A 22,616-nucleotide genomic window follows, 5' to 3' on the forward strand; every position below is an offset into this window, starting at 1 on the left:
TACTCTCCGCTTTTGGTGGCTCAGTCCAGCCATTCTGGCAGGCTATCGCGTGCGATCATCTCTTCATAGCTAGGACGCTTGCGGATAACTGCAAATTGATCGCCGTGAACCAGCACTTCGGGGATCAGGGGGCGAGAATTGTATTCCGATGCCATGACAGCACCATAAGCCCCCGCCGACCGGAATGCGACAAGATCGCCGGGTTGCATCGGCGCAACTTCGCGGGCCTTGGCAAAGGTGTCGCCGCTTTCGCAAACGGGACCCACGATATCGTAACGCGCCGGTTCGGTACCGGGGGCGGGTTCGACGACGGGGATGATGTCATGCCATGCGTCATACATCGCAGGGCGGATCAGGTCGTTCATCGCGCCGTCAAGGATCAGGAAATCTCGATCCTCGCCGGATTTGACATAAATGACCTGCGACACCATCAGCCCCGCATTGCCCGAAATCAGCCGACCCGGTTCAATCTCGATCTCGCAACCCAGATGGCCCAAGGTCCGTTCGATCATCGCGCCGTAATCGGACGGCAGCGGCGGTGCCGCGTTGGAGCGTTCATAGGGAATGCCCAGACCGCCACCCAGATCAAGGCGGGTGATCTGATGCCCGTCGGCACGCAGAACCTCGGTCAGTTCCGCGACCTTGGCATAGGCCGCCTCGAACGGGGCCAGTTCGGTCAGTTGCGACCCGATATGCACGTCGATACCGACAACCTTCAGCCCCTTCAGGGTGGCGGCCAGCGCATAGACTTCGCGCGCACGCGAAATCGGAATCCCGAATTTGTTTTCGGATTTGCCGGTGGCGATTTTCGCATGGGTCTTTGCATCGACATCAGGGTTGATGCGCAGGGTGATCGGGGCGATCTTGCCCAGCGACCGCGCCACCGCGTCCAACGCCACCATCTCGGGTTCGCTTTCGACGTTGAACTGGCGGATGCCGCCTTGCAGGGCCATGCGCATTTCATCCGCTGTTTTGCCCACGCCGGAAAACACGATTCTGTCGCCCGGCACGCCAGCGGCCTTGGCGCGCAGGTATTCACCGCCTGACACCACATCCATCCCCGCCCCCGCCTGCGCCAACACGCGCAGCACAGCGATATTGGACAAAGATTTCATCGCGAAACAGACCAGATGATCAGCAAAGCCCAAAGCCTCGTCAAACAGCTGGAAATGCCGCGTCAGGGTCGCGGTGGAATAGACATAAAACGGCGTGCCAACAGCGGCGGCGATGTCGGCGATGGCGACATCCTCGGCGTATAGCGCTCCGTTGCGATAGAGAAAATGATCCATGCCTTGCGGCCCTTATCCAGCGTCATGTCGGGACATAGCAGAGCCGCGGCAAAGACCAAGCCCGCAAAACAAATCAATAGTTACGCACCATGTGTTTGTCGGGCGTGTAAACAACGCGGCTGCGCAGATAAAGGTACAGCGGCAACCCACAGCTGACCCCGATCATGAAGGTCGCGGGGATCGCCAGTAGACCCCAGAAGTTGCGGTTGGACCAGGACTCGTAGACCACCCAGACCGTCAGTGTCACGGCAGCGATGGTCAGGTCCCAGACCAGACCGCTGCTTGCGGCATTGGCATGCCATGCATCCACCATTGCCATAATGTCCCATGTATTCGCGTTGAACCACGAGACGAAGTAATACATCGGGTGGATCGCACCCCAAACTGCCAGTACCAGCCAGAAATAGCGCATCCTACAAACCCAACCCGACGGAAAACATCCCGTTGCTGGCGCCGACGCTGGCACTGGTGGACAGCCCACCGGTGCCAAGGCTCAGGCCGAGATTGGTATTGGGGGTCATCGGCGGGCCATCGGCGCCGCAAGCAGCCAAAGCGACAAAGACCCCAATCAGGGCAAGGCGTGTCATGTCAGAACCTCTTTCCAGCCCGCGATCCGTGCGCGGACCTGTGCAGGGGCCGTGCCACCATAGCTTGTGCGCGACGCTACCGAATTTTCAACCCCCAAGACGTCGAACACGTCCGGCCTGATGCCTGCATGGACGCTTTGCATATCCGCAAGGGTCAGGTCGGGCAGGTCGCAGCCTTTGGATTCGGCCAATGCGACCAACGATCCGGTGACGTGATGCGCTTCGCGGAAAGGCAGACCCAGTTCGCGCACCAACCAGTCGGCCAGATCGGTGGCCGTGGAAAACCCGCTGCTGGCGGCAGATTTGAGCACATCGCGGTTGGCGGTCATGTCGGCCACCATGCCGGCCATCGCGGCCAGCGCCAGCATCAGGCTGTCGGCGGCGTCGAAGGTCTGTTCCTTGTCTTCCTGCATATCCTTGGAATAGGTCAGCGGCAGACCTTTCATCACTGTCATCAGCGCGACATTGGCCCCGAAAATCCGCCCGATCTTGGCGCGGATCAACTCGGCTGCGTCGGGGTTGCGTTTCTGCGGCATGATGGATGACCCGGTGGACCATTTGTCCGACATCTTCACAAAGCGGAATTGCGCAGAAGACCAGATCACCAGTTCTTCGGCCAGACGGCTGAGATGCATGGCGCAGATGCTGGCGGCGGCCAGAAATTCCAGCGCGAAATCGCGGTCGCTGACGGCATCCAGCGAATTGGCCATCGGGCCGTCAAAGCCCAAGGCTTCGGCCGTCATATGCCGGTTGATGGGAAAGGATGTGCCCGCCAGCGCCGCGGCGCCCAATGGCGACAGGTTCATGCGCTTGCGTGCATCGGCGAAACGGCCACGGTCGCGCGCCAGCATTTCGACATAGGCCAGCATGTGATGGCCCCATGTCACCGGCTGCGCGGTCTGCAGATGGGTGAAACCGGGCATGACCCAATCGGCGCCCGCCTCTGCCTGACCCAGCAAGGACAGTTGCAAAGCTTCCAATGCCACATCGACCTGATCGCATTGATCGCGCACCCAAAGCCGGAAATCCACCGCCACCTGATCATTGCGCGACCTTGCGGTGTGCAACCTTCCTGCCGGTTCGCCGATCAATTCGCGCAGACGGGATTCCACGTTCATGTGAATATCTTCGAGCGCGGTCGAGAACGGAAAATCCCCCGTTTCAATCTCTGACAATACGGTGAGAAGGCCTTTCCCGATCGCCTCTGCATCTGTATCTGAGATAATGCCACAGGCGGCCAACATGGCGGCATGGGCACGCGAACCGGCGATGTCTTGGGGTGCCAGACGGCGGTCGAACCCGATTGAGGCGTTGATTGCCTCCATGATCGCGTCCGGTCCGGCGGCAAAGCGTCCGCCCCACATCTTGTTTGCGTTTTTGGTCATGAAGGAATGCGCCCATGCGTCAATTGATGTCAGCCCTGCTTTATACGGCCCTGCTGGGTGTTGCAAACCTTGGCGCGGCCCAACCTGCCGATATTGCTGACCTGCGCACCGGCGATATGCGCAAGCTGGTGTTTCATGCCGCGCCTGTCGCGGCATCTGACGCGCCCTTTACCCATGAGGACGGCAGCGAAATGGTGCTGGCCGATCTGCAGGGGCGTTATGTCGTGCTGAACTTCTGGGCGACATGGTGCGCGCCCTGCCGGATCGAAATGCCGCATCTGTCGGCGCTGCAAACCGCGCTTGGCGGGGATGATTTCGAGGTAGTGACCGTGGCCGTCGGCCCCAACCCCCTGCCCGCGATGCAACGCTTTTTCGATGAGATCGGCGTCGATAACCTGCCGCTGCATACCGATGCCCGCCAGCGGTTCGCGCGCAGCATGGGCGTGCTGGGCCTGCCTGTGACGCTGATCCTGAACCCCGAGGGCAAGGAAATCGCCCGCATGCAGGGCGAGGCGGATTGGTCCAGCGAAAGTGCTTTGGCCATTATCACCGCGCTGCTGGATGATGCGGGCTAGGCGTGACCCGCCGTTGCGGACAACAAAAGCGGATCGATTCCCAGCAGTTTCAGCGCGCCAGACCATTTATGGTCATTGGCGCGGCCAAAGATGATGTCGTCGCGCGGATCGCAGGTCAGCCAGCCATTCTGCCGGATTTCCTGTTCCAGCTGCCCCGGCCCCCAGCCCGCATAGCCCAGCGCCAGCAGCGCCTGCGCGGGGCCGCGCCCGGCGGCAATGTCTTCGAGCACGTCCAGCGTTGCGGTCATGCCTATTCCGCCACCCGGCTCCAGCGTGCCCAGACCGGATGTGTAATCGGTCGAATGCAGCACGAAACCGCGCCCCGTTTCGACAGGACCACCGGTATGGACCCGGATATCCGGCGTATCGGCGCCATGCGGCAATTGCATCTGGTCCAAAAGCTCGGTGAACCGAATCTGTATCTGCGGTTTGTTGACGATCAGGCCCATGCCGCCCTGGTCCGAATGGGCGCACAGATAGATCACGCTTTTGGCAAAGCGCGGGTCGGCCATATCGGGCATGGCGATCAGCAGCTTTCCGGCCAGTTGTGTGATGTTTTGCTCCATAAAGCCAGAATGCGGGCGAGCGGTGTTTCGTGCAAGTCACATCATGTCAGACACTCGCCCAAACGTGACTTTTCATGTCAGTAGAAATCACCCAGATACAGGGCATGCGCAAGTTCCTGCTGATCCCTCTCGCCCTGTGTGGCCTGCCTGCGACCGGCTTTGGCCAATCGGTCGACGACCTTGCATCTGTCACCGTTCTGCCGGGCTGGCGCGATGCAGATGGCACCCATGTCACGGCGCTGCGCATTGATCTGGCCGAAGGGTGGAAAACCTATTGGCGCGCTCCGGGCGACACTGGCATCCCGCCCAGCTTTGCCTTTTCGGACGGGGATATCACAGCGGTGCAGCCGCATTTTCCGGTGCCTGACGTTTACGAAGATTTCGGTATCCGCGCGATCGGGTATGAAGACAGCGTGATCTTTCCGCTGCGCCTGACGGTGCCGCAGGATGGGGCGATCGTCAGCATGGCAGGGCAGATCGAAATCGGTGTCTGCGACGAAATCTGCATTCCCGTCACGCTTGATTTCGCGGCCTTGCTGCCACCTGGTGGCGTGTCTGATCCGGCGATCATGGCTGCATTGCAGGACCGCCCCCTGACCAAAGCCGAAGCGCAGGTCAGTGCCGTGACCTGCACACTGGACCCGATCAGCGACGGGTTGCAGATGACTGCGCAGATCACCATGGCTTCCAAGGCAGCGCAAGAGATTGTGGTGATCGAGGTTGGCGATCCACAGGTCTGGGTGTCAGAACCCAGCATCAGCCGCGTTGGCAACACGTTGAGCGCCGTCGTTGATATGATCCATCTGTCCGGCCAGCCATTTGCGCTGGATCGCTCGACCGTGCGGATCACCGTGCTGGGCGACGGTCAGGCCGTCGATATCACAGGCTGTGCTGCGGATTAGGCCCGCATCCGCCGCGCGACAAACCGCACCGATGCGATCCCATAGATCGCCAACAACACCGCAACCAGAACCAGCAAGAACAGCCCCAGCGCGGGCGCAAATCCGCCCGCCAAAAACGGCAGCGCCGCCACCACAGGCACCCACGGCGCGCCGATCAGCACCAAGGGCAGCACCAGCACCGCAAACAGCAGCGCCGCCGTGACAGCCCCGACTGCCGCAGGCAGCAGCATCGCCCAGCTCCGCCCCCGCAACGCACGCTTGGCCGATTGCACCTGCCGCGCGATATCGGCCTGCATCGCCATGATCGACGGTACAACCAGCAGCACCAAGAGCATCCCGAATGCCAATCCGAACACCAAAGTAACCACCGTCGGCTTGAGGAATTCGGCCTGCGTCGATCCTTCGTAAAGCAACGGCGCAAGACCCAGCACCGTGGTCAGCGTGGTCAGCAGTACGGCGCGCAGCCGGTCCACCGTACCATCAATGATCGCAGGCACCAGCCCACGGTCCTGCGCATATTCATCCACCGTCGTGACCAGAACGATACTGTCGTTGATGATGATTCCCACCATCCCAATCAGGCCCACCACGGTGAACAGGCTCATCGGGATGCCCCAGAAATAATGCCCGTAAATCGTGCCAACCAGCGCGAAGGGGATGATCGACATCACCACCAATGGCCGTGTCCAGCTGCTAAATATCCACGCCAGCGTCAGGTAGATGCCCAACAGCACCAGCACCAAACCGACCTGCGCATCCGCAAGGAACCTGTTTTCCTGTTCGTTTTGCCCTGACAATTGCGTTTCAATTCCGAAATCTGATTGCAGGCGGGGCAGGATGTCACCGGTGATGATCTGCTCGATCTCGGTCGCGCGGGCCGCGTCATCCGCGTCAAGCTCGCCTGTGACAGAAATCAGCTGGATACCGTTTTCACGGCGCACGGTGGAAAAACCGGTGCGGCTTTGGGTGGTGACGACATCGGCAAGCGCCACATAGACGCCGTCGCCCGTGCGCACCTGCGTGCGGTCCAGAAAATCCGCGGTCAGTTCAGCATCGGGCAATTGCACGCGGATCGCAGCGGACCGGCTACCATCGGGGAAGGTCGCAGCCTCGATCCCGCCCAGCGTATTGCGCAGGACGCGACCCAAAGCCTCGATGCTCAACCCCAACGCTTGGCCCTGCGGGGTCAGTTGCAGCAACAGTTCTTCTTTGTCGTAAGCCAGCGAATCCTCGAGCGCGGAAATCTCGCCAAATTGCAAAAGTTCGGTTTTCAGCGCCTCGGCGGCCGCCTTGAGCGTGTCGCTATCCGCACCGAACAGCTGGATATCCAGACCATCCGCACTTGGCCCCGACCCCCAGCTGCGGAAACTGACGGTTTCGGCCATCGGGTGCTGGACGATCGCCTCTTGCAAGGCAGAAACAAAGGCATTGCTGCCATAGGGGCGGCTGTCGGCATCGATCAATTCGATGGTGATCGCGCCCAGTTGATCGGCAGTCTTGGTTTCGGACCCTGCAATCGGCCTGCCGGAATTGCCGCCGATTTCTGCGATGGCGATCAGCACGGGGTTGATGCCGTGTTCGGCCTCGTATTCAGCACCCAGCGCCTCGGTTGCGCGCTGCATCTCGCGCATCATTGCCAGCGTATCGTCGCGGGTGGCCCCTGGCAGCATGGCGAAATTGCCGGTGACCTGGCTTTGTTCGGGCGCGTTGAAGAACCGCCAAGCCACATCGCCGCGGATCACCAGTGCCGCCGAGGAAGCAAGCGCCACCAGCGCCAGCGCCAGAACCGGATAGCGCGCCGTGATCACCCACGCCATGAAGGGCCGGAACAAGGTGAAACGGAACCAGTCAAAGCCGCGATTGACGGCTTTCGACGGTCTGTCATACCAATGATCCTTGGCGGAATGGGCGATGGCATGGGACAAATGGTTCGGCAGGATCAGGAAACATTCGATCAGGCTCGCGATCAGCACCACGATCACGGTAAAGGGGATATCGGCGATCAGGTCACCGAACCGCCCGCCAATCGCGACCAGCCCGAAAAACGCGACGATCGTGGTCACGCTGGCGGAAAAGACCGGGCTGAACATACGCCGCGCGGCGTTTTCGGCGGCGACAACGGGGGATTCCTTTAAGTGCCTGACGCGGAAATCGGCGTGTTCGCCCACGACAATCGCATCATCCACCACAATGCCCAGCGTGATGATCAGCGCGAATAGCGAGATCATGTTGAACGTGATCCCCGCCGCCCACATCAGCGCCACCGCCGCCAGCATCGCCACCGGAATACCCGCCGCCACCCAAAACGCCGTGCGCGCATTCAGGAACAAAAACAGCAGCGCGACAACCAAGGCCAGACCGGTCGCCCCGTTGGTCAAAAGGATATTCAGACGGCCCGTGATCTGTTCAGCGCGTGCGTTGGTCAGCCGGATCGTCACACCTGCGGGCAATGACGCCTCCATCTCGGCGGCGACCTGTTCGACGCTGCGCTGCAAGCCGATGGCGTCGCCGCTGGCGGACCTTTGCACGACGACATTGATCGCAGGATCGCTGCCAACGAAATAGGCGCGGTCGCGGTCGATGCCTTCGACGCGCAGGATGGCGACATCGGCGATGGTCAGGAACGATCCGTCAGGATTGGCGCGCAGCGCGATGGCGCCGATGTCCTCGGCGCTGCGACGTTCGGCACCAGTGCGCAGGCGTGCATTGGCAGAAACATCACCAGCGGGGGATGCGGCGGTTTCTTCGGCGATCCGCTGGGCAATATCGGCCATGCCGATGTCATGTTCGATCAGCGACAGCGACGGCACCTCGACCAGGATAGACGGGGCCGCGACACCTTGCACCGATACGCGGGTGACACCTTCGGCAAACAGCCGTGTGGCGAATTCATCGGCGAAACGCCCGAGCTGGTCCACACCGACCGGCCCGGAAATCACCACATCGGTGACACGGTCAGACCAGCCGCCGCGCCGCACGTTGGGGTCATCGGCATCGTCGGGCAGGTTGCTGGCGCTGTCCACGGCCAGCTGCACATCCTCGGCGGCGCGGTCGATGTCATAGCTGGGTTCAAATTCAAGCGTGATCCGTGCGCTGCCTTCGGTTGACCGCGACGATGACGACGCCACCCCTTCGACCGCCAGCAGCACAGGTTCAAGCACCTGCACGATAGCGGCGTCCACATCCTCTGCCCCGGCACCGGACCAGCCGACACTGACGGTGATATTGTCCACGACTACATCGGGAAAGAACTGCGCGCGCATATTGGGAACCGCCAACACACCTGCCGCCAGCATCAGCACCAACAGCAGGTTCGCCGCCGTCCGGTGCCGCGTGAAATAGGACAAGATACCGCCAGCGCCCGCCGTCAGCCTGTCACCACCCGTTGCCATCAGCTGCCCATCCGGCTTTCCAGCCGTTCCACGGTTTCGGACGATACTTGGTCCTGTTCCAACTGCGCAATGATCCGCGCCTTGACGTCATCAGGCATCCGCCCTTCGGACACATAGGCGATCAGCCGCGCGCGCCGGTCCGCATCCAAACTGATCATCTGTGGCACGGCTTGCTCTGCCAGCACGCCGGGGCGGATCGGGCGGACCTTGATCCCCGCCCCCAGCAAGGGCGAACGTTCCATCACCACGGTCAGCCCCGCAAGCCCTGCAGCGGCGATGATCACATCATCCCCCTGCCGGCGCAACACGTCCACAGGCACGGGTTGTAGCCGGTCACCCTCATCGACGGTCAGGAGCATCTGATCCGATCCAACCGCGGTGGCAGGCAACAGCGCCACGTCATCCAGCGCAGGTTCGGCAATGCGCACGGTGACGAAATCGCCGGGGCGAAAGCCTGGTGCGCTGTCGATCTGCGCAAACAGCTGTCGGCCAGTCTGGCCGGTGCCGACACTGGCACCTTCGCGGGTGATCCGGCCAAGGGCGGTCAGGTTCACGCCTGACGCATCAAGTGCCACTGTCACAGGCGCATCGGTCAGATTGCCTGCCGGATCCAACAGCCGCGCATATTGCGAAGTTGAGACCCGAAACGCAACCTCGAGCGCGGTCGGGTCCACCAGCCGTGCGAACAATTCATTGGCCGTGACCCGCCCCCCCGGGCTGATCGTGACGTCAGACAGGGTGCCATCAAAGGCGGCACTGATCTCGGTTTCGGCAAGGTTGCGTTCGGCCTCGGCCAGATCGATCTGCACACGCGCAAGACGGGTCGTGGCTTGATCAATCCGCGCCTCGGCACTGGCAATGGACTGACGGCGCGTCAACACGGACGCCGCCGCGCTCGATGCGGCCAATTCGGCATCCTCGACCGCTGCCGTGGTCCCGACACCGCGCGCCTGTAAATCATCGGCGCGCGCCAGTGCCTGATCGCGCAAGGCGGCCTGCGCGCGCGCGGCGGCCAATTCGTCCTGCCCCAGCACCAGCGCCCGTTCGGCATCGCGCAACTCGGCCTGCGCATCCTGCACATCGGCACGGATGCGCGCCAATGCGGCCTCTGCCTCGACCGGATCGATCCGCAGCAAAAACTGGCCCGCGCTCACAGCACCGCCTTCGACCAGCGCAGCGGAGGCATCCCTGACGATACCGCCGGTGGCTGACCGCAGATCCAGCATACGCTGGCTGCGCAATTCGCCATAGACCGTCAGTTCCGGCACGATGGTCTGCGGTGTCAGCGTCAGGACATTGACGCTGAATTCACGTTCCCGCTGTGGAAAGCTGCGCGGTTCCTGACCCAGCCGCGCCTCGACCGCAGTGCGCACAGTATTTCCCGCCCATGCCAAAAGCACCAGCGTCATGGACATCAGAAAAACACCCGTCAGGCTTCGTCTTAGAAATCGCATTCTTCATCCCATCTTGTCGCACAAAGAACTGGTGCTGCGCGGCGTTCTGTCCAGTGATACGCGCAAACGCGCTATTTCCGTCGCAAATGTTCGTCCAGACGGGGCAAAATCTCGACAAAGTTACAAGGGCGGTGCCGAAAATCGAGCTGTTTGCCCAGAATTTCATCCCAGGCGTCGCGGCAGGCCCCGGGGCTGCCGGGCAAGGCGAACATATACGTTCCCTGCGCCACACCCGCGGTTGCACGACTTTGGACCGCGCTTGTGCCGATCTTTTGCATCGACACGATGGTAAAAATCGTGCCGAAAGCGTGGATTTCCTTTTCATAGACATCGCGATGCGCCTCGACTGTGACATCGCGCCCGGTCAGGCCGGTGCCGCCTGTCGTGATGATCACATCGACATGCGTATCGGCGCACCAGACCCGCAGCTGATCCGCGATCTGGTCGCGTTCATCGGGCAGGATCATGCGGTGGGCAAGGTGATGGCCCGCCGCTGCGATCCGGTCAACAAGGGTCTGGCCGGATTTGTCATCCGCCAGCACGCGGGTGTCGCTGACCGTCAGCACGGCGATGCGCACGGGGATAAAATCGCGGGTGTCGTCGATACGGCTCATGTCTTTAACCTAGCATTCAGGGTCAACAGGTCCGCCCAAGCCTCGCGCTTGGCGGCGGGGTTGCGCAGCAGATAGGCGGGGTGAAACATCGGCAGGCAGGGCTTGCCCAACACTTCGGTCCATGTGCCGCGCAGGGCGGTGATGCCTGTCTGGCCCAGCAGCGCCTGACAGGGCGTATTGCCCATCAGCACGATGATCTGCGGATCGGCAAGCGCGATATGGCGTTCCAGAAACGGCAGCATCATCGCGATTTCATCGGCGTCAGGCGTGCGGTTCGATGGCGGCCGCCATGGCATGACATTGGTAATGTAGACCGCACGGTCGGTGTTTTCATGCGCGCGGCCCAGGTCGATCGCGGCCAGCATCCGGTCCAGCATCTGGCCCGCCTGCCCGACAAAAGGCTTGCCTGCGCGGTCTTCCTCGCGCCCGGGTGCCTCGCCCACGATCATCACCCGCGCGCCGGGCTGGCCATCGGCAAAAACAGCATTGCGCGCGCCACGCTTGATCTCGCAATGCTCAAACGCGGCCATCGCGGCGGCAACGGCGGGCAAATCGGGGGCAGCGGCGGCCGCAGCGCGGGCAATGGCGACAGGGTCAAGTTCGCGGGCAATCGCAGGCGGCGGCACATCGGCCACCGGTGCGGCCCTGACCGGCACCGGATCAAGCGCATAGCGGTCCACCGGCGCATCAAGAATCGCATCTGTCACGCCAAGTTCGACCTGCCATTCCAGCGCCGCGCGGTCCTGCCAATATGTGTCTTGCGAATCCATGACGTGACATTAGGCGCAATCGTAGCATTTGTGCAGGGCCTGCGGCATTGAAGCCCGCGGGCGCGCAGCCTATAACCCAGCACACGGCGGCAAAGGATCAGGGCATGACATTTCGCGCAAGGCATCTTTTGGGGATCGAACAGCTGCATCCGCTGGAAATCACCACACTTCTGGACCTTGCCGATACCTATGCCGACCACAACACCCGTGGCCTTGCCCACCGCGAGGTGCTGGCCGGTCTGACACAGATCAACATGTTCTTTGAAAACTCCACCCGCACGCAGGCCAGTTTCGAGCTGGCAGGCAAACGGCTGGGGGCCGATGTGATGAACATGGGGATGCAGGCCTCGTCGATCAAAAAGGGCGAAACCCTGATCGACACCGCGCTGACACTGAACGCGATGCGCCCTGATCTGTTGGTGGTGCGCCACCCGCAATCGGGGGCTGTCGATCTGCTGGCACAAAAAGTCAATTGCGCGGTGCTGAACGCAGGCGACGGGCGGCATGAACACCCGACACAGGCGCTGCTGGACGCGCTGACCATCCGCCGCGCCAAGGGCCGGTTGCACAGGCTGAATATCGCAATCTGCGGTGACATCGCCCATAGCCGTGTGGCGCGGTCCAACATCATGCTCTTGGGCAAGATGGAAAACCGCATCCGTCTGATCGGGCCACCGACGCTGATGCCTGCGGGGATCACTGATTTCGGGGTCGAGGTTTACGACGACATGGTCAAAGGCCTGCAGGACGTCGATGTTGTCATGATGCTGCGCCTGCAAAAAGAACGGATGGACGGCGGTTTCATCCCGTCTGAGCGCGAATATTTCCACCGCTACGGGCTGGATGCCGCGAAACTGGCGCATGCCAAACCCGACGCCATTGTCATGCACCCCGGGCCGATGAACCGCGGTGTCGAAATCGACGGGACCATCGCCGATGACATCAACCGCTCGGTGATCCAGAAACAGGTGGAAATGGGTGTCGCGGTGCGCATGGCGGCAATGGACCTGCTGGCCCGCAACCTGCGCGCGGCGCGCCAAGACAACAATGTGATGGTGTAGGCGATGCTGGATATCCCCGCCAATGACCACGGCGCACTTTATGTGATTGCCTATAATGGCCCCGCGCCCGATGGCGTGCACGTTGCAACGATCATCGGGCCGGTCGCGCTGAACATGGATTTCGTCGACTTGATCACACCGGACCAGCGCACGGCCGTGCCGCTGCCCGACCTGATCCGGCAAGGCTATGACCTGCCATTGACACCTGCACAGGATGCCATCTTGCGCGATGTGCAGGGCACGGTCCTGCTGGTGATGTCGCGCGCCTTTGGCGGACAGGCCCAGCAGATCACCCTGCCTGCAAGCAGCACGCTGGTCACAATCCTGCGCGAAACACCGACGATGACACCATCTGAAAAGCTGACCTCGGCCTCCGGGGCAGGTGAACTGACCGGCCCGCCCGCCAAACCCCGCAAATCAGACGCGCGGATGAGCGGGATGGTCGCCACCGCCGCCCTGCTGATCATGTTTGCGCTGGTCGGGCTGGTGGTCTGGGTCGGCGGATGACGCTTTGCAAGGAAACCAACCCATGACCGCAACCTTTTTCGCCAATGCCCGCATCATCGACCCCGTCGCGCTGACCGATGCGCCGGGCTGTGTGCTGGTCGTGGACGGGCTGATCCATGACGTGACGGGCATCGACGCCACGCCGCCTGTCGGGGCAAAGATCGTGGATTGCGGCGGCATGTGTCTGGCGCCGGGGATCATCGACATTGGCGTCAAAGTCTCTGAACCAGGTGAGCGGCACAAGGAATCCTTTCGCTCTGCGGGCCGTGCCGCGGCGGCGGGGGGTGTCACGACGATGGTGACCCGCCCCGACACCGACCCCGCCATAGATACCCCCGAAAAACTCGAATTCGTCGCGCGCCGCGCGCAGCTGGACGCACCCGTGCATGTTTTGCCGATGGCGGCGCTGACCAAGGGGCGTGACGGTCAGGAAATGACCGAAATCGGGCTGTTGTCCGATGCCGGTGCGGTAGCCTTTACCGATTGCGACCATGTGGTCACAAAGACCAAGGTGCTGGCCCGCGCGCTCAGCTATGCGCGTTCGCTGGATGCTTTGGTGATCGGGCATACCCAAGACCCCGGCCTGTCCGAAGGGGCCGTGGTCACGACCGGCAAATTCGCGTCCTTGCGCGGCCTGCCGGGCGTGTCGGCCATGGCCGAACGCATGGCGCTGGACCGTGATATCAGCCTGCTGGAAATGACCGGTGCGCGTTATCACATCGACCAGATCACCACCGCCCGCGCCCTGCCCGCGCTGGAACGCGCCAAACGCAACGGGCTGCGGATCACGGCGGGTGTCAGCATCCACCATCTGACGCTGAACGATATGGATATCGCGGATTACCGGACGTTTTTCAAACTGACGCCGCCCTTGCGGTCCGAAGACGACCGCGCCGCCGTGGTGCAGGCCGTGGCCGAAGGGCTGATCGACGTGATCTGTTCGATGCACACGCCGCAGGACGAGGAAAGCAAACGCCTCCCGTTTGAAGAGGCCGCCAGCGGGGCCGTCGGCCTTGAAACCCTGCTGCCAGCCGCGATGCGACTGTACCATGCAGGCCAGATCGACCTGCCGCGCCTGTTCCGTGCATTGGCGCTGAACCCCGCGCGCATTCTGGGGCTGGCCGCGGGCCGCATGCTGGCCGGTGCGCCCGCCGATCTGGTGCTGTTTGATCCGGACGCACCGTTCCAGCTGGACCGCACGACATTGCAATCCAAGTCGAAAAACACCCCCTTTGACGGCGCGCGCCTGCAAGGCCGCGTGATCGGCACATGGGTGGACGGCACCCGCATTTGGGAGAATGCATAATGCCCATCATCGAAAGCAGCCTTGCCATGCTGGCACTCTGGGGTGCCACAGGCTATCTGCTGGGGTCGATCCCCGGCGGGGTGATCATGGCGCGACTGATGGGCTTGGGCAATCTGCGCAACATCGGGTCGGGCAATATCGGGGCGACAAACGTGCTGCGCACCGGCAACAAGAAAGCCGCCGCACTGACCTTGATCTTCGATGCAGGCAAAGGCGCTATCGCTGTGCTGGCCGCGCGCGCCGCAGCACCCGAAGATGCGGTGCAACTGGCGGCGCTCATGGCCTTTATCGGCCATTGCTTTCCGGTCTGGCTGGGCTTCAAGGGCGGCAAGGGGGTGGCGACCTATCTTGGGATCTTGCTGGCACTGGCCTGGCCGATGGGCCTTGCGGCCTGCGGCATCTGGCTCGCTGTGGCGGTGATCACGCGCTATTCGTCACTGGCGGCACTGGTCGCGGCTGGCTGGATTCCAGTGGTGATGGCCTTTGCGGGCTATGGCGCGGCCACCTGTCTAGCCGCCTGCCTTGGCCTGCTGATCTATGCCCGCCACTGGGGCAATATCGCGCGGCTGCGCGCGGGAACAGAAGGCAAGATAGGGGCGAAATAACCCCATCGTCCGAGCCGAAATATCCCCGCCGGAGGCAGCAAGCGCGCAGCGCGCAGCCCTAATAGCTATATTGCGTATAAATCCGGTCCAGATCACCGGCCCAATCGCCATGATAATGGTCCAGCAAATCATCCGCAGGTGTCTTGCCGGTCTCGACAGTTTCTTTCAGCGCATTGAGGAAATGGGTCTCATCAGGAACCAATCCACCGGCACCGGGCAGGGCGCGGGCTTTCAGGCCAGCCTCTGAAATCGCCACGACCTCGCGCGCCAGCGCATGCATATCGATCCCTTCGACCTGCGCTTGCAAGCCGTCCACCGATGCAGCAACGCGCAAGGCATCGCGCTGTTCAGCGGTCCAGTTCTTGCACAGGTCCCATGCGGCATCGAGCGCAGTCTGATCATAAAGCAACCCGGTCCAGAACGCGGGCAACGCACACAGCCTGCGCCACGGGCCGCCATCCGCACCGCGCATTTCGATATATTGCTTCATGCGGGCTTCGGGGAAAACGGTGGTCAGATGGTCGGCCCAATCGGACATGCGGGGCTTTTCACCGGGCAATGCAGGCAATTCACCGCGCAGGAAATCGCGGAACGACATGCCCAAAGCGTCGATATATTTACCGTCGCGATAGACGAAATACATCGGCACATCGAGAACCCATTGCACCCAGGCCTCAAAGCCGAAACCTTCGTCAAAGATGAATGGCACCATACCGGTGCGCGCCGCATCCAGATCGCGCCAGATACGGGCGCGCCATGATTTATGGCCGTTGGGCTTGCCTTCAAAGAACGGCGAATTGGCAAAAAGCGCGGTTGCCACAGGCTGCAAGGCCACGCCGACGCGCATTTTCTGCACCATGTCCGATTCCGACCCGAAATCGAGGTTCACCTGCACCGTGCAGGTCCGGCGCATCATCGCCGTGCCCATGGTGCCGACCGATTGCATGTAACGGTCCATCAGCTGATAGCGCCCCTTGGGCATCAGCGGCATTTCGTCATGGGTCCAGACGGGGGCGGCGCCCAGACCGATGAATTTCACGCCGATCTCGTCGGACACGGCCTTGACCTCGGCCAGATGGCTGTTCACCTCGTCGCAGGTCTGGTGGATGGTCTCGAGCGGTGCGCCCGACAATTCCAGCGCCCCGCCCGGCTCAAGGCTGACATTGGCCCCGTCCTTGGTCAAGCCGATGATCTTGCCGTCCTCTTCCACACGGTCCCAGGCGAACCGGCTATGCAATGCCTCCAGCACCGCCTTGATCGACCGCGCGCCGTCATAGGGCAAGGGTTGCAGCGTATCGGCGCAATACCCGAATTTTTCATGCTCGGTGCCGATGCGCCATTCGTCTTTGGGTTTGCAGCCCTTGGCCAGCAATTCAGCCAATTGGTCGTGATGTTCGATCGGGCCGCCGCCGGTTTGTGGGATGGACATCGGGAAGGCTCCGTTCAAAGATCAATGGTCATATCCGTGACCTGCACCAGCGCATCCGTCAATGCAAGAGAGGACGCGCACGCGACCAGATCACAACAAGCGCATCCGGTGTGCGCGAAAGCACATCCAGCACCTTGCCTGTCTTGATCCCGGGCAGCGCCGCAAAGACATCGAACAGCGTATCCGCGCCAGCAGCGTTGATCGGAATGGCGATCCGCTGGCCACCGATACCGGTCAATATCCAGCTGGGGTCGGGATAGCTGCGAGGGTCAAGTGCGACCTCGGTCAAATCGTCCAGATCAAGGATACCCCCATCAAGCGGGCCGAAATAGGCCAGCCTGCGTTCGCGCAGCTGTACCACACCCGGCCCTTCACCATCCTGCGCAAAGCGCGCGCGCTGCACAGCGGCAAAGCCCCAGCCCAGCCCGATGACCCCCACCAGATAGCCCAGCCAGACCGTGACACCTGCAGCATTCAGCCCCCACCACAGGCCGAACAAGGCCAATCCGGCGGCAGCCAGCACCTCGCGCCAGCGCCAGAAAAAGGCGCGCGCTTCGGGGCGGAAAAAGTCAGCCATGTACCACCTGCGGTTCTGCGTGCAGCACGATGGCGAAGGCCCCGATCCGGCGGAACCCGATCGCCTGATACGCTGTGCTGGCAGCGGCAGAGGCCGCGAACAGGATTGCTCGGCTGACACCCACAGCGCGCGCCTGCGCCAGATGCAGCGCCACCGCCCGCCGCGCCAGACCGCGCGACCGCAAACCGGGCGGCGTATAGACCCCGCCAATCTGCACCGCATCGTGCAGGACCGCGTTAAACCCTGTCATCGCCACAGGCGTATCGCCATCAAACAGCACCCTGTGGCTGTCCACCGCAAGATAGCTGTCGATATCCTTGATCGCCGTTGCGTCCATGTCATTCTCCTGGCCCAGCATCGTCTCTGACAGATAGGCACGCCGCCAGCCGATCACCAGATCGCGCGGCGCATCGACCAGTGGGCGCAGGGTAAAACCGTCGGTATCAGGCATGACCAGATCGGTCAGGGGCAGGTCGTAATGCGGCTCTGTCGTTGCATAGCCTGCCGCCTGTTCCAGACCCAGTGCGGCGCGCAGGCCGGTCACTTGTGCGGCATCGCCCAGAATCGCGCAAACCGCGCTGCCCTGCATGGCAGCGCGCAGGTCGGCCCAAGGGTGGGTCGGGCAGACGGGAAACAGGGAACCACCATCGCTGATCGCGGCGATATCGGTGATCGCGCCGCGATCCTTGCACAGCCAGAATGACATCGCGCGCGGATGGCCACCCGCCATGCCGTGCCTGTGCAGGTTCGCCAATGGAAACATCGCAATCGGCAGATGCCGGCGCAGGAATCCTGCGACCTCGGCCCTGTCGGCCAGCGTCGCACGGATCATCCCCAATCGCCCAGCGCTTGCTGCCACAATGTCAGCGCCGCCACCGCTGCGGTATCGGCGCGCAAGATGCGGGGGCCAAGGCTGACGGCATGGGCAAAGGGCAAGGCGCGCAACTTGTCGCGCTCGGCGGGGGAAAACCCGCCTTCGGGGCCGATCAGGATGGCCCAAGGGCCGGGAATTGCGGGCAGGCGCACCGGCGCGCCGATCGCTGCTTCATCACAAAACATCAACTGCCGGTCCTTGGGCCAATCCGCCAGCAGCCGGTCAAGTTTCGCCAGATCATCGACAGGGGGCACAAAGGTGCCGCCGCATTGTTCAGACGCCTCGACCGCATGGGCCTGTAGCTTATCCTGCCGGATGCGGTTGGCGGCTTGGGTAAACGCGGTCTGCACGGGGATAATCCGCGCCGCCCCCAGCTCCACCGCCTTTTCCACGATAAAAGCGGTGCGTTCCTTGCGAATCGGGGCAAAGACCAGCCACAGATCGGGCGGGGTCTGCAAGGGGCGCGTCTGCGCCTGACAGGCCAGCACGCCGCCTTTGTTGCCTGCCTTTTCGACCACCGCGTCCCATTCGCCGTCACGGCTGTTGATCAATGACAGCACGTCACCCGCCCCCAGCCGCATGACCCCGAACAGGTAATGCGCCTGATCACGGTTCAGTGGAACCGATTGCCCTACCCCCAAGGGGTGATCTACATAAAGCCGGACCTTGGATGCCATGAAGCGGATCATATGACCCAAAATCCCCGGATGCCAGAGCCTGCGGGCCGTGTCGCCGACGCCGTGCGTGGCAACTGGGTGGACCGGTTGGCGCCCGCGCCCACACGGCCTTATCTGCGGCTGTCGCGCGCGGACCGGCCGATCGGCACTTGGCTGCTTTATCTGCCCTGCCTGTGGGCGCTGGGGCTGGCGGTGATAGCGACGGGGCGTTTCGACAGCTTTGCAATCTGGATCATCGCAGGCTGCGGGATCGGAGCGTTTTTGATGCGCGGTGCGGGGTGTACATGGAACGATATCACCGACCGCGACATCGACGGATCGGTGGCGCGCACAAGATCGCGGCCGATTCCCTCTGGCCAGACCAGCGTGAAAGCGGCGGTGATCTGGATGATCGCACAGGCATTGGTGGCCTTTGGCATCCTGATTACCTTTCCGCCTGCAGCGATTGTGCTGGGCATCCTCGCGCTGCTGCCGGTGGCGGTCTATCCTTTCGCCAAACGGTTCACATGGTGGCCACAAGTATTTCTGGGGCTGGCATTCAACTGGGGTGCGTTGCTGGCCTGGGCCGCGCATACCGGCAGCATCGGGCCTGCGCCTGTCGTGCTCTATCTGGCAGGAATTGCGTGGACGCTGTTTTACGACACGGTCTATGCCTATCAGGATGCCGAGGATGACGCGCTGATTGGCGTGAAATCCACCGCGCGGCTGTTTGGCGATACCGCGCGCTGGTGGTTGCGGCTGTTTCTGGCGCTGACGGTGATTCTGTTCGGGGCGGCGGTGGTGCTCGCCACGCAGGACAGGTCGATCCTGTCGCTGGTCGTGGCATTGGGCGGGCCTTTGGCGATGGGCGGGCATCTGGCATGGCAGTTGCACCGCTTCGATGCAGATGACAACGAAGGGCTTTTGCGTATTTTCCGGTCAAACCGCGATGCCGGCCTGATCCCTTTGCCGTTTTTTGCCATGGCCTTTCTGGTATGATTGAACACCCCGACCACAGGGCCTATGCAGGACCGGGACAAAAGAAACGGGATTGAATGCGCCTTTCTGCCATTTTCATACGGATCATCGCCTTCAGTGTCGCAGCCGCCGGATCGGTCGCCGCCGCACAGCTGACGGTCGCCACGGTCGAAGACCGGTCGGTCGATGCCGTACGCCAGACACTGGCCGAAAACGGCCATGAGTGGACAAACGTCTTGGGCGACGGGTTGCAGGTGATTCTCGAAGGCACCGCCCCCACCGAGGCTGGGCGCTTTCGCGCAATATCAGCGGCTGGCGGGGTCGTCGATGCAAGCCGTGTGATCGACAATTTGTCGGTCGCGGATGCCGCAGATTTCGCGCCACCCGAATTCAAGATCGAAATCCTGCGCAATGACAGCGGTGTGTCGCTGATCGGCCTGATCCCTGCCAGCACCAACCGCGACGCATTGGCGCGCCGCATCACGCGAATAGCAGACGGGCAAGGCGTGGCGGACCTGCTGGAAACCGGCGATTACCCAACGCCCCCGACATGGCGCGCCGCCGTTGATTTCGCGATTGTGGCGCTGGAAATGCTGCCCCGTTCCAAGATTTCGGTCACCGCGGACCGGATCACCATCAGCGGTATCGCCGACAATCTGACCGATAAACGCCGATTGGAGGCCGCCCTTGCCCGCAGCCGGCCCGATGGCGTGCGCCTGGCGCTGGAAATCAACGCGCCGCGGCCGGTGATATCGCCCTTCACGGCGCGGTTTATTCTGGACGCAGACGGCGCGCGGTTCGATGCCTGCGCTGTCGATACCGTCGACGCCCGCGAACTGATCCTGGACGCGGCCACCAGCGCCGGGCTGGAAGGCCGCGTGACCTGCACGCTGGCCCTTGGCGCACCGTCGCAGGATTGGGGCCAGGCGGTCGCCTTGGCCATTGACGCCCTGCATGATGTCGGAGGCGGCACCGTAACGCTGACCGACACCGACGTGATTCTGGCCGCCCTGCCCGGGACGGAACAGGGCATTTTTGACAACGCCATAGGCGAGCTTGAAAACAGCTTGCCCGATGTCTTTGCCCTGACCGCCGAATTGCCCAAGCTGCCGGATGATCAAGCCGCTGGCCCACCGCAATTCACCGCCACGCTCAGCCCCGAAGGCCATGTCCAGCTGCGCGGGCGGATGCCCGACGACCTGACCAATATGGTGGCCGAAAATTTCGCAACGGCCAAATTCGGTCAGCGTAATATCACCATGCGCACCCGCGTGGTCGACGACTTGCCCGTCGGGTGGTCTGTCCGCGTCCTTGCCGGGATCGAGGCGCTGTCGGAACTGTCCAATGGCATTGTCGTCGTCGAGCCGCAGACAATCACGGTTCGCGGCAACACGGGCAACGAAACCGCCACAGCCGAAATATCGCGACTGATGATCGACAAGCTGGGACAATCGGCCGATTTCGACCTGGACATCGGCTATGTCGAGGCGCTGGACCCGATCGCCGCCCTGCCGACGCCAGACCAATGCATCGCCCAGATCATTGCCATGACTGACGGGCGCAAGATCACCTTTGATCCAGGGTCCGCCAGCATCACGGCCGCCGCCCAGCCGGTGATCGACGATATCGCAGAGGTCTTGCGCCTTTGTGGTGACCTGCGCATCCGCGTGGCCGGTTACACCGACAGCCAAGGCCGCGAGGCAATGAACCTGCGTCTGTCGCAAGACCGCGCCGATGCCGTGCTGACCGCCCTGCGCGCCCGCCGCGTGCCAGTGTCCACATTCGAGGCCGTGGGCTACGGCATCGCCGATCCGATTGCCGATAATGCCACTGAAGCAGGCCGCGAGGCGAACCGCCGGATCGAGTTCAGCCTGATCGTGCCTGAGGACGCAGACGCCGTCACCGACGAAACCCTGCCCGAAGCGCTTGAAACCGACGCCGAAACCGCCCAAGACGGTGCAGGGGACGACGCGGCAGAGGCGACACAGTGAACAGAACCGAATTCATCATCGCGACGGCAGTCATCCTGTTCGTGGCCTTCGCGCTGGGGTGGTTCGCCAGCTGGCTTGTCAACCGCTTTACCCGCGTGACCACATCCGAAATCGGCGAATTGGACAAGATGGCGCAAGCCTTGCACGAGGCCGAAGAAACCCGCGATCAGGCGATCACCTATCTGCAACAGCGCGAAGCCGAGATGACCAACCAGCTGTCCCAGACCGAGGCTGAATTGCGCGCCGCAATGGATGGCCTGCGCGAGGCCCGCCGCGAGGCCGAGGAATTGCGCAGCTACATCGAACGCCAGCACGCGGGCTAGGCCGGATGGCTGCCACCCTGGTCGTTCTGGCCCATCCCGAACAGCGGTCTTTCAACGCGCAATGGGCGCAGGTCAGCGCCACGGCCAGCGCCGATCTTGGCCACGAAGTAATCTGGTCCGATCTTTATGCGCTTGGATTTGACCCTGCCGAACGGGCCGCGCATTACGACCACCCCGCCGGTATCCCTTTCGATCCGCTCAAGGCGCAAGCCCATGCCACCGCAACCGCCCTGCCCGCCGATGTCGCCGCCGAGGTCGCCAAACTGCACCGGGCTGACCGGATCGTCTTTCACTTTCCGCTGTGGTGGTTTTCACCGCCTGCCATGCTCAAAGGCTGGTGCGACCGTGCGCTGGCCCATGGCGCGCTGCATACCACCGACCAGCGGTTCGACACCGGAATCCTGAAAGGCAAAAAGGCGCTTTTCTGCGTGACCACCGGATCCAGCACTGATGAAAGCGCCTACAACGGCAAGGAAGGTGATGTGAACCTGCTGCTGTGGCCGCTTGCCTATACGCTGCGCTATGTCGGGATGACGGTATTGCAGCCGGTCTGTGTGCATGGTGTGCATGGCTATCATCGGGGCGAACCTGCCATGGCCCTGACGGACAAGCTGGGACAGGTGCTGGAACGGCACGCGGCGCTGATCGCGGGGTTCGATGCCTTGCCTGAAATCGCCTTCAACGCCGATGCTGATTTTGATGCCAAGGGCCGGCTGCGCGCGGGCAGGCCCAGCGTGACACCTTTTATCCGGCATGATCCGTAGGGTGGGCTAAA

The 22,616-nt window shown here is 62.5% G+C and carries 23 protein-coding genes; 10 read left to right on the forward strand and 13 right to left on the reverse strand.

What is annotated here, in order from left to right:
* Positions 1-20: 20 nt before the first annotated feature.
* From lysA to argH, 4 genes are all read right to left on the reverse strand, one after another.
* Positions 21-1,289, reverse strand: coding sequence for a diaminopimelate decarboxylase (gene lysA, locus ACPF9B_RS11145; protein WP_007206809.1), 1,269 nt, complete (start codon positions 1,287-1,289; stop codon positions 21-23).
* A gap of 73 nt (positions 1,290-1,362) precedes the next feature.
* A complete protein-coding gene (locus tag ACPF9B_RS11150; protein WP_007206808.1) occupies positions 1,363-1,701 on the reverse strand; it encodes a DUF2834 domain-containing protein in 339 nt (112 codons plus the stop codon).
* Position 1,702: 1 nt separating this feature from the next.
* Positions 1,703-1,876 carry a hypothetical protein gene (locus ACPF9B_RS11155; protein WP_424177421.1) on the reverse strand — a complete coding sequence of 58 codons (174 nt, stop codon included), beginning with the start codon at positions 1,874-1,876 and terminating at the stop codon, positions 1,703-1,705.
* Positions 1,873-3,261: an argininosuccinate lyase gene (gene argH, locus ACPF9B_RS11160; RefSeq protein WP_424177423.1), complete on the reverse strand. Its 1,389-nt coding sequence runs from the start codon at positions 3,259-3,261 to the stop codon at positions 1,873-1,875. Before argH ends, ACPF9B_RS11155 begins: the two co-directional genes overlap by 4 nt.
* 14 nt (positions 3,262-3,275) lie before the next feature.
* Here argH and ACPF9B_RS11165 point away from each other — a divergent pair, with 14 nt between their 5' ends.
* Positions 3,276-3,836 carry a TlpA family protein disulfide reductase gene (locus ACPF9B_RS11165; protein ID WP_424177425.1) on the forward strand — a complete coding sequence of 187 codons (561 nt, stop codon included), beginning with the start codon at positions 3,276-3,278 and terminating at the stop codon, positions 3,834-3,836.
* Here ACPF9B_RS11165 and ACPF9B_RS11170 read toward each other — a convergent pair.
* Positions 3,833-4,402 carry a YqgE/AlgH family protein gene (locus ACPF9B_RS11170; protein ID WP_007206804.1) on the reverse strand — a complete coding sequence of 190 codons (570 nt, stop codon included), beginning with the start codon at positions 4,400-4,402 and terminating at the stop codon, positions 3,833-3,835. The two genes, ACPF9B_RS11165 and ACPF9B_RS11170, sit on opposite strands and share 4 nt — an antisense overlap.
* Positions 4,403-4,476: 74 nt before the next feature.
* On the opposite strand from ACPF9B_RS11170, the gene ACPF9B_RS11175 reads away from it, so the two are divergent.
* Complete coding sequence (locus tag ACPF9B_RS11175) at positions 4,477-5,304, forward strand: protein-disulfide reductase DsbD domain-containing protein (RefSeq protein ID WP_424177428.1); 828 nt, start codon at positions 4,477-4,479, stop codon at positions 5,302-5,304.
* On the opposite strand, the gene ACPF9B_RS11180 is transcribed toward ACPF9B_RS11175, so the two are convergent.
* From ACPF9B_RS11180 to ACPF9B_RS11195, 4 genes are all read right to left on the reverse strand, one after another.
* Positions 5,301-8,696, reverse strand: a complete 3,396-nt coding sequence (locus ACPF9B_RS11180; protein ID WP_424177430.1) for an efflux RND transporter permease subunit — start codon at positions 8,694-8,696, stop codon at positions 5,301-5,303. The two genes, ACPF9B_RS11175 and ACPF9B_RS11180, sit on opposite strands and share 4 nt — an antisense overlap.
* Positions 8,696-10,150 carry an efflux RND transporter periplasmic adaptor subunit gene (locus ACPF9B_RS11185; protein WP_424177432.1) on the reverse strand — a complete coding sequence of 485 codons (1,455 nt, stop codon included), beginning with the start codon at positions 10,148-10,150 and terminating at the stop codon, positions 8,696-8,698. Before ACPF9B_RS11185 ends, ACPF9B_RS11180 begins: the two co-directional genes overlap by 1 nt.
* A gap of 71 nt (positions 10,151-10,221) precedes the next feature.
* The gene (moaB, locus tag ACPF9B_RS11190) at positions 10,222-10,764 is read right to left on the reverse strand and encodes a molybdenum cofactor biosynthesis protein B (protein WP_007206800.1); all 543 of its coding nucleotides are present in this window, start codon (positions 10,762-10,764) and stop codon (positions 10,222-10,224) included.
* On the reverse strand, positions 10,761-11,534 hold the full coding sequence (locus tag ACPF9B_RS11195; protein ID WP_424177435.1) for a uracil-DNA glycosylase: 774 nt from the start codon (positions 11,532-11,534) through the stop codon (positions 10,761-10,763). Before ACPF9B_RS11195 ends, moaB begins: the two co-directional genes overlap by 4 nt.
* A 104-nt stretch (positions 11,535-11,638) precedes the next feature.
* Between ACPF9B_RS11195 and ACPF9B_RS11200 the strand changes: the two genes are divergently transcribed.
* The 4 genes from ACPF9B_RS11200 to plsY are packed head-to-tail and all read left to right on the forward strand — an operon-like array spanning position 11,639 to position 15,013.
* Positions 11,639-12,595: an aspartate carbamoyltransferase catalytic subunit gene (locus tag ACPF9B_RS11200; protein WP_040483007.1), complete on the forward strand. Its 957-nt coding sequence runs from the start codon at positions 11,639-11,641 to the stop codon at positions 12,593-12,595.
* Positions 12,596-12,598: 3 nt separating this feature from the next.
* Entirely contained in the window at positions 12,599-13,102 is a 504-nt protein-coding gene (locus ACPF9B_RS11205; RefSeq protein ID WP_424177437.1) for a hypothetical protein, read from the forward strand.
* A 22-nt stretch (positions 13,103-13,124) separates the two neighbouring features.
* Positions 13,125-14,408 (forward strand): dihydroorotase, encoded by a 1,284-nt coding sequence (pyrC, locus tag ACPF9B_RS11210; protein ID WP_007206796.1) that lies wholly within the window; start codon positions 13,125-13,127, stop codon positions 14,406-14,408.
* Positions 14,408-15,013: a glycerol-3-phosphate 1-O-acyltransferase PlsY gene (plsY, locus tag ACPF9B_RS11215; protein WP_424177440.1), complete on the forward strand. Its 606-nt coding sequence runs from the start codon at positions 14,408-14,410 to the stop codon at positions 15,011-15,013. The genes pyrC and plsY overlap by 1 nt, the downstream gene beginning before the upstream one ends.
* A gap of 58 nt (positions 15,014-15,071) precedes the next feature.
* Here the strand turns inward: plsY and ACPF9B_RS11220 are convergent, their stop codons facing one another.
* Genes ACPF9B_RS11220 through ACPF9B_RS11235 form a run of 4 tightly spaced genes read right to left on the reverse strand, consistent with a single transcriptional unit; the run spans position 15,072 to position 18,570 of the window.
* Positions 15,072-16,442, reverse strand: coding sequence for a glutamate--cysteine ligase (locus ACPF9B_RS11220; RefSeq protein ID WP_007206794.1), 1,371 nt, complete (start codon positions 16,440-16,442; stop codon positions 15,072-15,074).
* 58 nt (positions 16,443-16,500) lie between these two features.
* Complete coding sequence (locus ACPF9B_RS11225) at positions 16,501-17,019, reverse strand: hypothetical protein (protein WP_007206793.1); 519 nt, start codon at positions 17,017-17,019, stop codon at positions 16,501-16,503.
* Positions 17,012-17,851 carry a GNAT family N-acetyltransferase gene (locus ACPF9B_RS11230; RefSeq protein WP_424177443.1) on the reverse strand — a complete coding sequence of 280 codons (840 nt, stop codon included), beginning with the start codon at positions 17,849-17,851 and terminating at the stop codon, positions 17,012-17,014. Before ACPF9B_RS11230 ends, ACPF9B_RS11225 begins: the two co-directional genes overlap by 8 nt.
* The gene (locus tag ACPF9B_RS11235; RefSeq protein WP_040483323.1) at positions 17,848-18,570 is read right to left on the reverse strand and encodes a 16S rRNA (uracil(1498)-N(3))-methyltransferase; all 723 of its coding nucleotides are present in this window, start codon (positions 18,568-18,570) and stop codon (positions 17,848-17,850) included. Before ACPF9B_RS11235 ends, ACPF9B_RS11230 begins: the two co-directional genes overlap by 4 nt.
* 12 nt (positions 18,571-18,582) lie before the next feature.
* On the opposite strand from ACPF9B_RS11235, the gene ubiA reads away from it, so the two are divergent.
* Genes ubiA through ACPF9B_RS11255 form a run of 4 tightly spaced genes read left to right on the forward strand, consistent with a single transcriptional unit; the run spans position 18,583 to position 22,605 of the window.
* Positions 18,583-19,548 carry a 4-hydroxybenzoate octaprenyltransferase gene (gene ubiA / locus ACPF9B_RS11240; RefSeq protein ID WP_424177445.1) on the forward strand — a complete coding sequence of 322 codons (966 nt, stop codon included), beginning with the start codon at positions 18,583-18,585 and terminating at the stop codon, positions 19,546-19,548.
* Positions 19,549-19,604: 56 nt separating this feature from the next.
* Positions 19,605-21,518 (forward strand): OmpA family protein, encoded by a 1,914-nt coding sequence (locus tag ACPF9B_RS11245; RefSeq protein WP_424177447.1) that lies wholly within the window; start codon positions 19,605-19,607, stop codon positions 21,516-21,518.
* Complete coding sequence (locus ACPF9B_RS11250; RefSeq protein ID WP_007206788.1) at positions 21,515-21,841, forward strand: hypothetical protein; 327 nt, start codon at positions 21,515-21,517, stop codon at positions 21,839-21,841. Before ACPF9B_RS11245 ends, ACPF9B_RS11250 begins: the two co-directional genes overlap by 4 nt.
* A gap of 5 nt (positions 21,842-21,846) precedes the next feature.
* Positions 21,847-22,605: an NAD(P)H-dependent oxidoreductase gene (locus ACPF9B_RS11255; RefSeq protein WP_424177450.1), complete on the forward strand. Its 759-nt coding sequence runs from the start codon at positions 21,847-21,849 to the stop codon at positions 22,603-22,605.
* Positions 22,606-22,616 lie beyond the last annotated feature (11 nt).

The organism is Yoonia sp. TsM2_T14_4, from assembly GCF_049602355.1.
Lineage (GTDB): Bacteria > Pseudomonadota > Alphaproteobacteria > Rhodobacterales > Rhodobacteraceae > Yoonia > Yoonia vestfoldensis_A.

Excerpts from the sequence above, each read along its gene's own strand:
- ACPF9B_RS11155 (WP_424177421.1), bottom strand. The coding sequence starts at position 1,876 with ATGACACGCCTTGCCCTGATTGGGGTCTTTGTCGCTTTGGCTGCTTGC.
- ACPF9B_RS11220 (WP_007206794.1), bottom strand. The coding sequence starts at position 16,442 with ATGTCCATCCCACAAACCGGCGGCGGCCCGATCGAACATCACGACCAA.
- ACPF9B_RS11195 (WP_424177435.1), bottom strand. The coding sequence starts at position 11,534 with ATGGATTCGCAAGACACATATTGGCAGGACCGCGCGGCGCTGGAATGG.
- ACPF9B_RS11165 (WP_424177425.1), top strand. The coding sequence starts at position 3,276 with ATGCGTCAATTGATGTCAGCCCTGCTTTATACGGCCCTGCTGGGTGTT.
- ACPF9B_RS11200 (WP_040483007.1), top strand. The coding sequence starts at position 11,639 with ATGACATTTCGCGCAAGGCATCTTTTGGGGATCGAACAGCTGCATCCG.
- ACPF9B_RS11255 (WP_424177450.1), top strand. The coding sequence starts at position 21,847 with ATGGCTGCCACCCTGGTCGTTCTGGCCCATCCCGAACAGCGGTCTTTC.
- ACPF9B_RS11245 (WP_424177447.1), top strand. The coding sequence starts at position 19,605 with ATGCGCCTTTCTGCCATTTTCATACGGATCATCGCCTTCAGTGTCGCA.
- ACPF9B_RS11170 (WP_007206804.1), bottom strand. The coding sequence starts at position 4,402 with ATGGAGCAAAACATCACACAACTGGCCGGAAAGCTGCTGATCGCCATG.
- ACPF9B_RS11225 (WP_007206793.1), bottom strand. The coding sequence starts at position 17,019 with ATGGCTGACTTTTTCCGCCCCGAAGCGCGCGCCTTTTTCTGGCGCTGG.
- pyrC (WP_007206796.1), top strand. The coding sequence starts at position 13,125 with ATGACCGCAACCTTTTTCGCCAATGCCCGCATCATCGACCCCGTCGCG.
- argH (WP_424177423.1), bottom strand. The coding sequence starts at position 3,261 with ATGACCAAAAACGCAAACAAGATGTGGGGCGGACGCTTTGCCGCCGGA.
- ACPF9B_RS11185 (WP_424177432.1), bottom strand. The coding sequence starts at position 10,150 with ATGCGATTTCTAAGACGAAGCCTGACGGGTGTTTTTCTGATGTCCATG.
- ACPF9B_RS11150 (WP_007206808.1), bottom strand. The coding sequence starts at position 1,701 with ATGCGCTATTTCTGGCTGGTACTGGCAGTTTGGGGTGCGATCCACCCG.
- plsY (WP_424177440.1), top strand. The coding sequence starts at position 14,408 with ATGCCCATCATCGAAAGCAGCCTTGCCATGCTGGCACTCTGGGGTGCC.
- ACPF9B_RS11175 (WP_424177428.1), top strand. The coding sequence starts at position 4,477 with ATGTCAGTAGAAATCACCCAGATACAGGGCATGCGCAAGTTCCTGCTG.
- ACPF9B_RS11180 (WP_424177430.1), bottom strand. The coding sequence starts at position 8,696 with ATGGCAACGGGTGGTGACAGGCTGACGGCGGGCGCTGGCGGTATCTTG.
- lysA (WP_007206809.1), bottom strand. The coding sequence starts at position 1,289 with ATGGATCATTTTCTCTATCGCAACGGAGCGCTATACGCCGAGGATGTC.
- ubiA (WP_424177445.1), top strand. The coding sequence starts at position 18,583 with ATGACCCAAAATCCCCGGATGCCAGAGCCTGCGGGCCGTGTCGCCGAC.
- ACPF9B_RS11230 (WP_424177443.1), bottom strand. The coding sequence starts at position 17,851 with ATGATCCGTGCGACGCTGGCCGACAGGGCCGAGGTCGCAGGATTCCTG.
- ACPF9B_RS11205 (WP_424177437.1), top strand. The coding sequence starts at position 12,599 with ATGCTGGATATCCCCGCCAATGACCACGGCGCACTTTATGTGATTGCC.
- ACPF9B_RS11235 (WP_040483323.1), bottom strand. The coding sequence starts at position 18,570 with ATGGCATCCAAGGTCCGGCTTTATGTAGATCACCCCTTGGGGGTAGGG.
- moaB (WP_007206800.1), bottom strand. The coding sequence starts at position 10,764 with ATGAGCCGTATCGACGACACCCGCGATTTTATCCCCGTGCGCATCGCC.